Below are 14,843 nucleotides of genomic sequence, written 5' to 3'. Positions count from 1 at the left end.
CGCAGCAATGGATCTTGATCGATACCAGGACGCCGCGTGGCGCGAGATAGCCTGGTATGTCGAACGGCTCCGGTCCGAAGGCGCGGACGCGCTGTGGCGTTCGGGCGTCGTGCTCGGCGCCGCCGGGATCCACGCCATCCTCGAGGATCAGGGCGCGGAGCTGAGCGACTTCATGGGCGCGCCACCTGCGAAAAGGGCACGAGCGCTGGCGAGGCATAAGGATCCGGTCGAGCGGCACGGCTTCCTGATTGCCGCGACCTATTTGGCACGCTGCGCCGCTGCCTGGCTCGACGTCGCATGTCGCTACGGCGTGTCCGCCGGTTATGGTCCGGAACCCCGCTTTCTGCTCGGGCAGGCGGCTGCTGCGGCCATCGAGCTTCGCGATGGTTTTCCGACGCTATGGCCGTTCGAGGATCATCCCGACCCCTTTGGTCCTAGCGAACCCTAGAATGATGGCGGAAGGTGAGTCAATCTCGCGGTAGATGCAGCTTCATCCTCCCATGAGGTAAGCGTCGCTTCGTTTGAGCCAGTGGCCTGTCGGTCTGCGCATCGGTCGAGGGTGCGCCCTAGCTCGCGTCCGAATCCGGTGGCCGCGCCTCGATCAGCGCGAGCCGCCGATGAACCAGTATGCGCAATTGTTCGAGCGCAGCGTGCCCGGATGGCAATTTGACGAATTGCAGCATGGCGGCATGATCGGCGAGATCTGCACCGCGAAATATCCAATAGTTGATGTGCCGGACGACCAGCTCGCGCAGGAACTGTCCGAGATCGTGGAGATCGTCGCCCGAGACACCGGCATGGACGTAATCGTTCCGCAGCCGGGCGATGTGCGCCAGCTTCCACCTCGACAAGGCTGGCTCGCGCTCGCCAAACAGCGCGCGTTCGATCACCTTGTCGTTCGAGCCATTCTTGGCGTCCGCCTCGACATAGAGCTGTTCGAGCGCCGACCAGTAGCGCAACAGTCTGAGACTGCCGTCCCGGCTGACCAGACCATCCTGCAGCAGCATGACGGCGCGCACCAGAACCTCGCGCAACGGATGTGTATCGAGCGAAGCAAGTGCCTTTCTCGCCCGGGGCACGACCTTGAGGATGCGCTTCATGTCCGGAGGGAAGTGCCCCCAGGCGTCCTCGTCATAATCGGGATTGTACCAAATGCGGTTATCGCCCCGGAACGCCTTCCCGCGAAATACGAACTGGGTCGGACCCGGCCATAATTTGCCCTCGGTCCAGTTGCGTCCGCCCCAATGGGTATGGCGCCGCCAGGACTCGTAGAGATTGAGCAACCCCAGCATGAGCTGCAGCGCGTCCATCATGCGATCGGCCGCACGATTCTCGTCGCGCTCATCGCAGCTCAAGATCACATAGCCATAGCCTTCCGGCTGTTCCGGAAAGATATAGCCGACCCCGCTCAGCAGGTAATCCTCGCGCCGCATCCAGGCCGGCAAGGCGACTGTGGTACGCAACGTGACGCCGCGCCAGTTCAGACTGAATCCCTTGCTATGGGCCATGTCTCGCGCCCGGAACTTGCTCCATAGCGAATAGCGTTCGAGCGGCACCGCGAGCGTCTGCCGGTGAAGCACCGAAGCCTGTTCGATCAATGCCGCAGCCGTCATCGTCTGTGCGTGGCGGCAGGCGCGCAGGGCCTTGGAAAACAGGCCAATCGCTTCGGACCGGCTGACTGTCGGTTTGACCGAGAACGCATCGGGCAGAATTTCATAGAGCTCGTTGAAGTCGTAATGCTGATAGCTCAGCGTCCCCGCCTCAAGTATCGTGCCCGCTTCGAATGCGCGAAGCAGTTCATTGAGCATCTCATCCGAGACCCATTTTTTGGTGCGAGTGATCTTCATCGGACGTGTTTCATCAATCCTCTCGACGTGCGGGCGCCCAGCCTCACTTCAATATCAGCGAACGACAATCCCGGACTTCTTCAACACTATCGGCCCGCTACTGACGTTCCGAGACACCGGTCGAGCGAACGTTGAACGTCGGCTTCTGACAAGAGCCGCCGTTCGACACTCCTCAGGCGAACTGCAGCAATGTCTCACTTCTCGCCGTCCGGGCGGCTCGGTGTCGCCGCATGAAGGGTGATGACCTAACATAAACAAGCGTCCAAAGTTGGGAAGCGATCAGGGCAGCCTAAACGTCCGGGAATGGATCCTCCTTGCCGCGACCTGGTCGGCAGCAAAGCCCTAATCCCGGTCGTTCGTCGGGGTCTATTGAAGGTCCTGAAGGCAGGCGCTCGCTTAAGTCGGGTCGTTCAACAAGATTTGGCGGCAAGCGCGGTTGTGCTAGTCCGTACGCAATGAAATCGCGCACCACAGCCGTCCTACGTTGGATTAGTGTACAGCTGGGCCGAGCCGCGACCTTCTTGGACAAACAGCAGCATCCCGCCAGCGCCGGGTCGAAGTTCATCGACCTCGCCCCGACGGACGAGCGGGTGGATTGCTGACGGATTGGAGGAGCTCGCCGCGCGCGCAGTGATTCCACTCATTTCGGTTCATTCCTCTTCAGCAATCTAGCCGTGCCCGTTGGGTATGGTGCAGTCCGCACTGTGACAGCGCAGGTTGACGTTTACGTCATTGTCGCTTCGCAGGTTTTCAGATATTGTAACTTCAACGATGGGATTCGTGCGCTTCTTGTTAGGCGTGCTAGCCTTCAACGCCCTGCTTGGGGCCACGGCTAACTTCGACCCCGACGCGATCTACGATTTGATCTGGCGCAACGCTGTCGTCGTTTGCGTGGCGCTGGTGTTCAGCGCGATCAAGACGTCGTTTCGCTGGGCTAAATCCTATGTCGAATTTCACGAAACTTGCGAGAAATTTCCTGCCTTTTTGATGAAGGATCTGTTGCTGCTGCGCCAGTTCCTCGGCGGGGCGTGGGGCTGTCTGCGCCGGTGGGCGGGCGCGACGTGGCGCTTTTTTCGATGGCTGGGCTCACTCCGGCTGGTGATTGTCTCGAGGTTGCCGAGGCAGGGCGGCCCGCAGTTGCCAGGCGCACCCGAACCCGAACCGGATCCCACCGGCGGCGGCGGCGGCGGTAGCGGTGGCGGCGGTTCGCCGTGGCGGCAGGTGACGCAGCGTCGTCCCGACGGCTCGCCGGTCAATTGGAAGATCATTGATGGCGGCGGCATCAAGGCGCTGCTCGACCAGCTGGTTGCGTGGTTGCGCGCTGCGCTCGGCCAGGCGGTCCCCGGCGTTGCGACGCCGCGCCGGCTGCGGGCGGTGACCGCGTCGCTGCTCGCCGGCACCATCCTGTCCGGCCTGCCGGGCAATGCCGCGGTGCCCCTGATCGCCAAGGCCCCCGAGCCCAAGCCGATGCATGTCGCGCCCGTGTCCGACACCGGCCCGCGCACGATCCGTTCGCTGCGTGTCGAGGGATCGCAGCGGATCGAGCCCGACACCGTGCTCAGCTACACCAAGCTGCGCGTCGGTGGCGCCTATTCCGATGACACCATCGACCAGGCGATCCGCGACCTGATCGCATCCGATCTGCTCGCCGACGTCCAGATCGAGGGCATGGTTGACGGTGACCTGATCGTCCGCATCCGCGAGAACCCGGTCATCAATCGCGTCGTCTTCGAGGGTAACAAGCGCCTCAAGCAGGACAAGATCGTCGCGGTGCTCAAGCTGCGGCCGCGCCAGATCTTCACGCGCACCGCGATGCGCGCCGATGTCTCACGAGTGATCGACCTCTATCGCCAGCAGGGCCGCTTCGCCGCGACCGTCGAGCCGGCGATGGTCCGCCTCGACAAGAACCGCGTCGATCTCGTCTTCGCGATCGTCGAAGGGCCGGTCGGCAAGGTCCGCGGCATCGTCGGCGCCGCCGCCTTCTCCGACGCTGATCTGCGCAAGGCGATGGCGCCCAAGCGGATGGGTTTGGAGTCTTTTTGGTCGGACAGCGATTATGACGCGGACCGCCTTGCCACGGAGCAAGCGCAGCTGCGCGAATTCTACCTGACCCGGGGCTACGCCGATTTCGCGCTGTTGTCGGCGGTCGCCGAGCTGACGCCGGACAAGAAGGACTTCATCGTCACCTATGCGGTTGAAGAAGGTCAGCGGTACCGATTTGGCAAGGTCGGCGTGGACAGCGGCATCGCCGGCTTCGAGGGTGCCGCGCTCGCCGCCGCGCTGCCGGTCGCGCCCGGCGACTGGTACAATGCCAAGGTCGTCGAGGATGCGGTTGCGCTGATCGCCACCAACGCCAGCAACTGCGGCTTTGCGTTTGCCGAGATCATGCCGGTGCTGGAGCGCGACGCCGCCGCTACCACCATCGACCTCACATTTGGTGTGCGCGAGCCCAACCGGACCCTCATCGAGCGGATCGACGTCGCCGGCGATGTCATGGGCAAGGACAAGCTGATCCGCCGCGAGTTCCGCGTTGCCGAGGGCGATGCGTTCAACAGCCACCTCGTCGCGCGGTCGCAGGACCGCATCAACTCGCTCGGCTATTTCGAGGACAAGTTTGAGACCGAGGACAAGCAGGGCTTGGCGCCGGGCGGCATTGCGTTGCAGGCCGACGTCGAGGAACCCGTCAAGGCCGAGCTGACTTTGTCGGCGGGCTTCTCCAGCCTCAAGCAGTTCATTCTCCAGGCGTCGATCGCGCAGCGCAATTTCCGCGGCAAGGGCCAGACGGTCTCGGCGTACCTGGACTATTCGACCTATTCGAAGTCAGTCGAGCTTGGCTTTGGTGAGCCCTACCTGTTCGATCGTAACCTTGCGCTGGGCGGCACCCTGTTCCGCCGCGACAATGGCGCGTTCAACTATGCCGGGTCTGATCATGCTGTGACCTACAGCCAGGTTTCGACCGGCATGCAGATCGTCGGCGCCGCCGGGCTGCTGCTGCCGGCCAAGCTCGATGACGCAACCGATCTCGCTGGCCGCACGCTGCTAGTCCTGACCGACGGCATCGAGAATAGTGGCGCGTTGGCCGGTGGGCGGGACTATTATACCAGCCGCGTCTCGCTCGACGTGCTGGCTGGGGTGGGCGGCAACGATCTCGGTTTGCGGCCTTCGGTGTTCGCGCTTACCGGCCCGCTGATCAGTGCTGCCGGTCCGACTGCGCCGATCGCCTTTGCGCAGGCCCGGGACGGTGAAGGCCAGCCGGTCTATCATGCCAGTGGCGCGCCGGTGCTGCCCGCGGTTGGGCTCGACGCCAAGGCGATCGCCGTCCCCGTCTCCGAGGTGGGTGCTGCGCCCTGGTCCGATCGCTTCATGGGTGACAACGCACGCCCTCGGCTGACGATCGGGTTCGCGGCCAACTGGAATTTCCCGTTCGGCCCGATGCGAATCGACGTAGCCAAGGCGCTGCTGTCGGGCGAGCCCGGCGAGGACGACGCCGACATCGACGCGCTGCCGCCTGCGCGGGCCTGATTAACCAAGTCGAGTGAGTGATGAACGCCGGTTAGGTGGCGTTGATCGCTCCGCCTCTGCTGTTTCCTGTCCTCACGCATTAAGGCTGGTGCCCCGCATCGGGGCGATGCGCCTGTGGAGCTGGCAGCCGCCGCGCTTGCCACCAAGGGTCGCGTTTTTGCTCAAGTTATCGCGCCAAAGCCGGTCGATATGCCCGTCTGGACACCCCGGTACAAGGCTGGCACCATGCCAAAGCAGACGGTCGCCAGCGGCAGCATGGTGATTGTGGTAAGAAGTGTGGGAATACTGGGACTGCAATCTAGAAAAGCATGCTTTTCCGCGACTTTCCGGATCAGATTTGGTGGAAGCCCTGTCCGCTGGCGTACACATACGCACTGAAGCTTCGCACGGTGCAAACGCAGTGATGGTACGCCGACCGGCGTAATCACGTCATCCATTCCAAAAATGAGTAGAGAGCGCCCCGTTCCCCGATCGGTCAACGGTGCGAATCGCAATTTCGAGAGAGCCCGAATCCGCCACCGTCCGCTCCCGCTTATTTGACGGTTATTTGACGAGTTTTCGGCTGCGGCCGCTAAGTCATTGAGAAATGGTGCACCCGACTGGATTCGAACCAGTGGCCTCTGCCTTCGGAGGCGCCCTTGAAACAGGTCACGCTCGGACCTGCACGATAGGCGAGCGCGAACTTTGCGGCGAGCCTGCTACAGCCCGTGCGCTCCGGTCTAAGCGTCTGCGCGCCCGCGACGGTTCGGCTTCTCGGTCCGGCCCTTCCGTTCCTTCGCCTGCTCGCGTTTTGGCGCGGGCGGGAGATGCTTCAGCTCGCCCTCGCGGAAGCCGGTCAGGATGCGATAATAGAACTCGCTGAGTTGTTCGCGGCGCTTGTGTGATTCCCGCATGCCCATGGCGTAGTAGCCGACCTGGTGAAAGTAGGTGATCCGAGCACGAACGAAGGCTTCGTCGAGATCGTAGCCGGCGTCCAGGAACAGGCGCTTGAGCGCCCCAATCCGTAGGTCGTCGATCTCATGGACGACCTTGGCGACGTTGGGCGACACACGCGACCAGCCGCGGACGGCCGCATCGAAATCGGGATCATAGTCCTGCTCTTCGATCCACAAGCGCATCAGGGCGCGAAAGCGCTCTGGTGGAGAACCCGGCCCGTCGAGGGTGTTGATGATCGGCTGGTGATTGGTTTGACGCCAATGGTCGATCAGCGCATCGAGCATACCTTGCAGGCTCTTGAAGCGATAATAGAAGCCGCCGCGCGTGACGCCCGCCTTTTTGGCGAGGCGATCGATTTTCACCCCGGCGATGCCTTCCTGGATCAAGGTCGCCTTGGCAATGTTGATCCACTCCTCACTGGAGAGGCCCCGCTCGGCGGTGCTCTTCGGCACTATCGTATTTCCCTGCGATCGGCTCATGGCGCAATACACTAGCGTCTTTGGAATCGTGGCGCCAGCCGAGAGAGGGCGGCGGACGCTCCCTGGTTGGGGCGGCGTGACGTCAAGTCGGTACAGAATTGTCGCCCATGCACCAGCGAGAGGGGCGGGCGCCTCAAGAGTTGAGCATGAGAGAGCGACATCGGTGCCTTCATGCGCGCCCAGGTTTTGAGGGTCGTGCAGTTGACATGTCAACGTAAGGCGTGACATCTGCGCCACCAGGGGACGCGCTGCCCTTGACCCTCGCGGTCGGGAAGGCTGGCGAAGGGCGAAATGAGAAGAATGACCCAGACAGTTTTCGAGAACGCGCGCATTTTCGATGGTTATTCGGCGGATTGCGCTGATGGCATGTCGGTTCTGATCGAGGATGGCACGATCCGGGAGGTTTCCGAACACCCGATCAGGGCCGACGGCGCGCAACGACTCGACGTCGCCGGCAAGACCTTGATGCCCGGACTCATCGATTGCCACATCCACGCTTATTTCTCCGACCTCAACGCCAAGGTCGTCGACGGCCGCGACGCGCCCTACCGGACCGCCCATGCGGTCAAGAAACTCGGCCATGCGCTCGATTGCGGTTTCACCACGGTCCGCGACATCGGCGGGGGTGACTTCCCGTTGGCGGCGGCTGTCGCCGACGGACTGATCCGGGGGCCGCGATTCTTCTACGCGGGCAAGGTGTTGTCGATGACCGGCGGCCATGTCGATTACCGCACGCCCACCGAGCAGTATCATACCCACGGCTATTGTTCCTGCGGTTCGATGAACTGGGGTGGCATCGTAGTCGACGGCGTCGACGCGTGCATCAAGGCGGCGCGCGAGGAGCTTCGCCGCGGCGCGCATTGCATCAAGATCACCGCGTCGGGCGGGGTGATGTCGCCCAGCGACCCGATGTGGATGAACCAGTTCCGCGAGGACGAGATTCGCGCGATCGTCAACGAAGCCACTGAGCGGAGAACCTATGTCTCGGCCCATTGCCATCCGGTCAGCGCCATCCGCCGTTCAGTCGAGTTCGGGGTTCGCTGCATCGAGCACGCAACCCTGATCGACGCCGATACCGCCGGGTGGGTCGCCGAGCGCGGCGCCTATGTTGTCCCGACGATGTCTGTGATCTTCGTCAGCATGGAGGTCGGCGCGAAGCTGGGCATGGCGGCCGACAGCCTGGTCAAGCTGAAGGTTGCCGCCGATGCTGCGATCCAGGGTCTTCAGTATATGCGCGACGCCGGCGTGAAGCTTGGCTACGGCACCGACCTGCTCGGCTCGACCTATGACCAGCAATGCCGCGAGTTCGAGTTCCGGTCGGAGGTCTTCACGCCGCTCGAAATGCTGCGCCAGGCCACGTCGATGGGCGCGGAGATTTTGATGCATGAGGGCAAGCTCGGCTGTGTCAGCGCCGGAGCTCATGCCGACCTGATCGTCGTCGACGGCGATCCGCTGAAGGACATCGGGTTGCTCGCGGCGGATGGCCGAAAGCTCGATCTGATCATGCGCGCCGGCGAGATCGTGAAAAACCGGCTGGATTGAGACTGGCCTTGCGCCGGCATTGGAGTGACGACGATGACTGCTGTCGGAGAGATTCCACCCGGCTCCGGCCTTCCGCCCGCGGCGCGCGCGGCGCTCGACCACCGGCTGGGCGGGCGGGTGAGCTATGCGGAGGCGATTCTTTCGCAGCACGCCCACAGCGAAACCCATTTCCCTTCGCGCCTGCCCGACGCTGTGGTCTTCGCCCAAAACACTGAAGAGGTGGTTTTCGTCGTCCGGCTCTGCGCGGAATACGGGCTCAAGCTCACCGCTTTCGGCGCCGGCACCTCGATCGAAGGCAGCGCGCTGCCGATCGCCGGCGGCATCTCGCTCGACATGAGCCGGATGAGCCGCATTCTCGACGTCAATGCCGACGATTTCGACGTTACCGTTGAAGCCGGCGTAACGCGGATCGCGCTGAACAATCACCTCCGCGACCAGGGCCTGTTCTTTCCCGTCGACCCTGGTGCCGACGCGACGATCGGGGGCATGGCCTCGACGCGCGCGTCGGGGACGAACGCCGTTCGCTATGGCACCATGCGCGAGGCGGTGCTCTCGCTCCGCGTCGTGACCGCCGACGGACGCGAGATCCGCACCGCCCGCCGCGCCCGCAAATCCGCCGCCGGCTACGACCTCACCCGCCTGTTCGTCGGCGCCGAGGGCACGCTGGGCATCATTACCGAGGTGACTCTTCGCCTCCACCCGATCCCCGAGGTAATCTCCTCTGCGGTCTGCAGCTTCGAGACGATCGAGGGCGCGGCGACGACGGTGATCCAGGCGATCCAGCTTGGCGTCCCGCTCGCCCGCGCGGAGCTCCTCGACGACGCCCAGATGCGCGCAGTCAACCTTTGGTCGAAGCTCGACTTTCCCGAGAAGACCACTCTGTTCTTCGAATTCCACGGGTCGCAGGCCTCGGTCGACGAGCAGGTCTCGCTCGTCGAAGAGCTCGCCAGCGGCAATGGCGGGAGCGCGTTCGCCTGGTCGTCGCGTCCTGAGGAGCGGTCGCGGCTGTGGAAAGCGCGGCATGAAGCCTATTACGCAACCCTGGGCCTGCGTCCGGGATCGTCCGGCTGGGCGAGCGACGTCTGCGTGCCGATCGGCCGCCTTGCGGACTGCATCTCTGCGACAAAGCAGGACCTGGCGACGTGTTCGGTGCCAGCAACGATCTGCGGCCATGTCGGCGACGGTAACTTCCACGTCCTGTTCGCGCTCGACCCCGACGCACCCGCTGAATGGGAGGAGGTCGAAGCGTTGAACACCCGCCTGATCGCCCGGGCGCTTGCGATGGATGGCACATGTACCGGCGAGCATGGAATCGGCCTCGGCAAGCAGGCCGCCTTGATCGACGAACTCGGCGACGGGGTCGATCTGATGCGTCAGATCAAACGCGCCCTCGATCCGCACGGGGTGTTCAATCCCGGTAAAATCTTCGTGCCGAACTGATGGCGGACCAGCCGCCGGGCTCCACCGGGCCGCAAGCGCCGCCGCAGCCATGGCTGCTCTTTTCGTCGCGGCAGCGCTGGACGATGCTTGCCGTTCTGTTCCTGGTCTCTACAGTCAGCAATGTCGATCGCCAGATCATGACGGTCGCGATCGAGCCGATCAAAGCCGAGTTTCACGCGACCGACACCCAGATGGGGTTGCTGACCGGCGCCGCTTTCGCTTTGTTCTACGCGACACTGGGCCTGCCGATCGCCCGATGGGCTGATCGTGGTGATCGCAAACTCATCATCGCGATCTCGATTACCTTTTGGAGCCTCATGACCGCGGTCTGCGGCGCGGCGCAGAGTTTCGCGCAGATGTTCCTCGCCCGCCTCGCCGTCGGGGGCGGAGAAGCCGGAGCGCTGCCGACCTCGCAAAGCCTGATTGCCGATTATTTTCCGCCGGAAACGCGGGGCAGGGCGATTGGCATCTTCGCCATGGCGGGGGTCGCGGGCTATGCGGCGGCGCTGATCGGCGGGGCGCAGATCGCCAGCCGGTTCGGATGGCGCGCCATGTTCGTGATCTTTGGCCTGTCCAGCCTGCTGATCGCAGTCGTCGTTAGCCGGGCGCTGCGAGAGCCACGGAATATGGTGCGCGCGGCCGATCGGGCCATCGGCGAGCGGACGGGCCCGTCGATTCGGGCGCTGGCCCGTAAACCCAGTTTCCTGTGGCAGATCGCGGGCGGCGGTTTCTATGGGATCGTCAGCTATGGCGCGTTGATCTTCGTCGTCTCCCACCTGGTCCGCAGTTTCGGGTTGCCGCTGGCTCAGGCGGGGACGGTCTATGGTTCAGTCTCGACGGTCACCGCGATCGTCGGCGCGCTCGCCGGCGGCTATCTGACCGACCGACTGGGGCGGCGCAGCCCCGCCGCGGTCCCGACGCTGACCGGGGTGCTGATGATCGCCGCGCTGCCCGCGTATGTCCTGGCGATGCTGACCAACGACGTCATGACCTTCGTGGTCACGGCGTTGATCGGTGGGTGTCTCATCTTCTGCGCGGGTCCTTCCCTGTTCGCCGGCATTCATATTGTCTGCGGATCAGCGCGCCGCGCGACGGCGATCGCGCTGCTCTATCTGGTCATGAACTCGGTCGGCCTGGGCGGAGGACCAGCGTTGACCGGCATCTTCAGCGACGCTTTCGGCGCGCATCACGGCTCGGCAATGGGTTTGCGAATCGCGATGCTGATCGCTTTCACGGCTTTGCTGCCAGGCGGCGCCTGTTTCATCATCGCCGGCCGGACGATGAAGGCGGATGCCGAAGCCTGAGTAATGCGCGGCCGGGCCGGCCATCATATTCAGGGTTGACATGTCAACATACTGCCCGGTACGTCTGACGTAGTTTAATACAGAACTGTATCAGGACATCCTTTTCGGAAAACGACGCCGCTGATTTCGCGGCTCTGGGTGGGCTGGCCTGGGCCTTGCGAGCCGCCGGTTCAACGGCCGCCGCGCGGCTTTACCGCTACGCGCGCCATTGGACCAGGTGCCCTGGAGTGCCGAAGACGGCGTCCGGAGCCTGCTGAAATACAAAAAGAGGGGAGAATACAGACATGCGTTTCCACACCAAAGCCCTGCTTCTGGCGTTCGTCAGCGCTCTGGCTACGCAAGCTGCGATGACCCAGGCCGCCGCGCAATCCACGCCAGAGGGGCCAGCGGCGAATGGTCCGGCCGCGATCGACGAGATCGTCGTCACCGCGCGTAAGCGCGAGGAGAGATTGTCCGACGTTCCAGCGACGATCGATGTCTTCTCGTCGAAGGATCTGACCGCCGCCGGCAACACGACGATCAGCGACCTGTCGACCCGGCTTCCGAACTTCTTCATCGCATCGCCGCGCGTCACCCGGATTTCGGTGACGATGCGCGGCCTGGGCGTGCCGGGGGTGGGCCTCTACATCGACGGCGTGTATCAGCCTTCGGATGTGGCCTTCGCTATCCCGCTGTTCGACCTCGAGCGGGTCGAGGTGCTCAAGGGGCCGCAGGGCACGCTCTACGGACGCAACGCCTATGCGGGGGCGATCAGCTACGTCACCCGGGCGCCGACCAACCACGCCGACGCCGAGGTCAACGCCGAAGCGGGGAATGCCGGCACTTTCCGCGGTTCGGCGACGCTCGCCGGACCCATCGTCGAAAATCTCATCACTGCCCGCGTGTCGGGGGCGATCCAGCGGCGTTCGGGTTTTCGTCATTTCACCGACGGCAGCGATGCCGATCGCGACAATTACGAAGCCTTTACGGGGCGGCTGACGATCACGCCGGCCAGCAATCTATCGATCGACCTGAAATATACCTATCTCAAGAAGCTCGGCCCGTCCTTCCTCTACCACCAGGTCACCGACATCAACGACAAGCACGGCCGGCTAATGCTGACGCCAAGGTTCGGCGCGGCGACAGGCGCGCTTGCCGGCAGCCGGACCGAGAGCCGGCTTCGCAGCGACAGCTATTCAGGAAAGATCACCTACTCGGCCGGAACGCTAGATCTGATCGGCACGACGGCTTATAATAGCCAGCGATACAGCGACACGTACGACGTCGACATGAGCCCCGCCGATTTCTTCGTCGCGCGGGGTACGGGCTCCTTGCGCAACTTCAGCCAGGAAATCCGGGCACAATCGACCAACAGCGGTCCGTTCAAGTGGCTGGCCGGGGTCTATTTCGATCACGGCAAGAACGGCGATTGCGGTACCTGCGGCAATGTGCTCGGCGGCCTCGCGCTTGGCGGCTCATCGATCTCCCAGCGCAATCCGACGACCGACGTCACCAGCTATGCAGGCTTCGCGGATCTAGAATACAAGGTGAGCGACCATTTCGTGGTCGGCGGCGGCGCCCGCTATGACGAGATCACATCGGAATTGCAGCCGCTGACGGGCTCTCGGGTGAAGGCCAGGTTCAACGGTTTTCAGCCCAAGGTGACGACGCGCTACCTGATCACGCCGCAAACGCAGATCTACGCCTCGATCACCAAGGGCTTCACGCAGGGGGGCTTCAACGCCCCCCTGGCCGGCACGACGAGTCCCCAGAAGACTTACCCCAACCAGACGCTCTGGTCCTATGAGACCGGCTTCAAGAGCAGCTTCGACGAGCGGCGCGGCGACATTTCAGTGGCGCTGTTCTACATCGACGCTCAGTCGTTTAACGCGGCGGCCACCGTGCCGACGCCGATCGGGCCGCGCGTGGTCACCGTGCCCGTCGGCCAGGTCAAGTCCTATGGCGTCGAGATCGACGGCTCCTATCGCGTGACGCCGACGCTATTGCTCGAGGTGAACGGCGGCTACAACCCGGTCACGCCGACAGTCCTATCCCCCAATATCTCGCCGGGCGTCGGCAATGTCGACGAGCAGTTCCAGCGCGCGCCGAAATGGAGCTACCGCCTGGCCACCACCTATACCAGGCCGGTGTCGGACGGGCTGTCGCTAGAGCTGAATGGTGCGGTCAACGGCATCGGCCCGACCCATTTCTGCGGCGAGGCCGCAGTGTTCGGGCCGTGTCCGACTCGCGATCCCTACACCCTGGTCGACGCCAGCGCGTCGCTGGTCTGGTCGCGCTATCGCGTCACCCTCTTCGCGCGCAACCTGTTCGACGCGACCTACGCGTCGGACTGGCTGGACAAGACCGCGCTCGCCCAGTTCGGCGCGCCCTCGGCCGGTTCGGTCTATGGTGATCCGCGATACTGGGGCGTTCGCGTCAACGCGAAATTCTGACCGCGTCCGGAGGGGGAGGGAGCCGCGAAGCGGCGCTCCGGTCCGCGATCGGATCACCTCCCCGCACGCGTGCCGCGAAACTCGATCCGTGTGGAAGCTGGGAGGAATGCCGTGAGTCACCCTATCGATCGTAGATTCGCCTTGTCGGTCGCCGCCGGGGCCATCGCCGCGGTCGCGACGGCGACCTTGCCGGCACGCTCCGCCGCCCGCCAACAGGATCGCTCCGGGTCTTCGCCGGCGAAGAACCCTACAGGCCTGGTGGAGTCCGCGCCCTCCTTCGACGCGCTCTTTCCGTCCACGCGGTATTTCGAAATGGACTCGGGCAGCGTCGGCGCACGGTTTGCGGTCTGGGTCACGCTGCCCGCGCAATATGATGCCAACAGCACAAAAACCTATCCGATCGTCTACCAGATGGATGGCAATCTCTTTTTGCCCACCACTGCGCCGTTTCACCAATCGGGAGAGGGTGACAAGCTGTCGCCCCATATCCCCTTCATCATGGTGTCCGTGGGTTATTCGAAGCGCGAAAGCCACGCCTGGCCGTGGCTGCGCATCCGCGATCTGACCCCGCCTGGCGAAGCGGTCCCCGACGTGATCCGCCAGACGGTCGAGCCCGCCGTGAAAGCTGGTCGCCTGTCGCAAGACGAAGGTCGACGCTATCTGGCGATGTTCGCCAACCCGGCGGCCGACACGTTCCTCGACTTCCTCGAACAGGAGCTTCATCCCCAACTGGCGAGGACCTTTCGGACCGATCCGAACAATGTCGCGCTTTGGGGCTATTCCTATGGCGGCTTGTTCTCAACCTACGTCGCGATCAAGCGCTCGGACCTGTTCTCCTGCATCGGCGCGGGCAGTCCTGGGATCGTCGCGCAAGACAGCCGGATCTTTGAACTCTATCGGCAGGCCGCGGCGTCGAAGCGGGACTATTCGGGCCGCCGGCTGCACGTCACGCTTGGCGCGCGCGAGCTTGCGCAGCCAAGCATCTATCAGTGGCTCATCGCGCGCGGGACCAGCGAGCTGCTCGCGCAAACAGCACTGCATCCATTGCCTGGGCTCAAAATCTCCAGCGAGATCATACCGTTGGAAACGCATCTGACCGGGGCGGTGCCGGCATGGTTCAGCTTCGTTCGTGCCTGTTTCAGCGGCCCCCGATGACCCCGCGCCGGCCTGTGCGTCCCATCCAGCCGCGCTGCCAATACTATGGGCACGCGCCCAATTCCCGGCCGCGACGCACTATGGCGGGTCCGGAGAACCCATTGAGTAATAACATTATTATCTGTTGTTGCGCCGTCTCCGTGGTCGGGTGGCGTTTGCGTTCTATCCGAGCACCCCAGGATTTTA

The 14,843-nt window shown here is 63.7% G+C and carries 9 protein-coding genes; 7 read left to right on the top strand and 2 right to left on the bottom strand.

Translation table 11 applies throughout. The features are described from left to right. Positions 1–7 precede the first annotated feature (7 nt). Complete coding sequence (locus U1769_RS14120) at positions 8–448, top strand: hypothetical protein (RefSeq protein ID WP_332717074.1); 441 nt, start codon at positions 8–10, stop codon at positions 446–448. Between the two features lie 118 nt (positions 449–566). Here U1769_RS14120 and U1769_RS14115 read toward each other — a convergent pair whose 3' ends face one another. Continuing rightward, complete coding sequence (locus U1769_RS14115) at positions 567–1,847, bottom strand: hypothetical protein (protein WP_332717072.1); 1,281 nt, start codon at positions 1,845–1,847, stop codon at positions 567–569. A gap of 780 nt (positions 1,848–2,627) precedes the next feature. Here U1769_RS14115 and bamA point away from each other — a divergent pair. Further along, on the top strand, positions 2,628–5,369 hold the full coding sequence (bamA, locus tag U1769_RS14110) for an outer membrane protein assembly factor BamA (protein ID WP_332717070.1): 2,742 nt from the start codon (positions 2,628–2,630) through the stop codon (positions 5,367–5,369). A 719-nt stretch (positions 5,370–6,088) separates the two neighbouring features. Here bamA and U1769_RS14105 read toward each other — a convergent pair. Further along, on the bottom strand, positions 6,089–6,757 hold the full coding sequence (locus U1769_RS14105; protein WP_332717068.1) for a TetR/AcrR family transcriptional regulator: 669 nt from the start codon (positions 6,755–6,757) through the stop codon (positions 6,089–6,091). A gap of 327 nt (positions 6,758–7,084) precedes the next feature. Here U1769_RS14105 and U1769_RS14100 point away from each other — a divergent pair, with 327 nt between their 5' ends. From U1769_RS14100 to U1769_RS14080, 5 genes are all read left to right on the top strand, one after another. Next, positions 7,085–8,326, top strand: coding sequence for a metal-dependent hydrolase family protein (locus U1769_RS14100; RefSeq protein WP_332717065.1), 1,242 nt, complete (start codon positions 7,085–7,087; stop codon positions 8,324–8,326). Positions 8,327–8,359: 33 nt separating this feature from the next. Beyond that, on the top strand, positions 8,360–9,766 hold the full coding sequence (locus U1769_RS14095) for an FAD-binding oxidoreductase (protein ID WP_332717062.1): 1,407 nt from the start codon (positions 8,360–8,362) through the stop codon (positions 9,764–9,766). Next, a complete protein-coding gene (locus U1769_RS14090; RefSeq protein ID WP_332717059.1) occupies positions 9,766–11,070 on the top strand; it encodes a spinster family MFS transporter in 1,305 nt (434 codons plus the stop codon). The genes U1769_RS14095 and U1769_RS14090 overlap by 1 nt, the downstream gene beginning before the upstream one ends. A gap of 284 nt (positions 11,071–11,354) precedes the next feature. Further along, positions 11,355–13,502: a TonB-dependent receptor gene (locus U1769_RS14085; protein ID WP_332717056.1), complete on the top strand. Its 2,148-nt coding sequence runs from the start codon at positions 11,355–11,357 to the stop codon at positions 13,500–13,502. Positions 13,503–13,643: 141 nt separating this feature from the next. After that, positions 13,644–14,657, top strand: a complete 1,014-nt coding sequence (locus tag U1769_RS14080; protein WP_332717053.1) for an alpha/beta hydrolase — start codon at positions 13,644–13,646, stop codon at positions 14,655–14,657. The last annotated feature ends 186 nt before the right edge of the window (positions 14,658–14,843 follow it).

It is taken from the genome of Parasphingomonas zepuensis, assembly GCF_036663735.1.
Classification (GTDB): domain Bacteria; phylum Pseudomonadota; class Alphaproteobacteria; order Sphingomonadales; family Sphingomonadaceae; genus Sphingomonas.
This window is presented reverse-complemented; position numbering and strand designations above follow the sequence as displayed.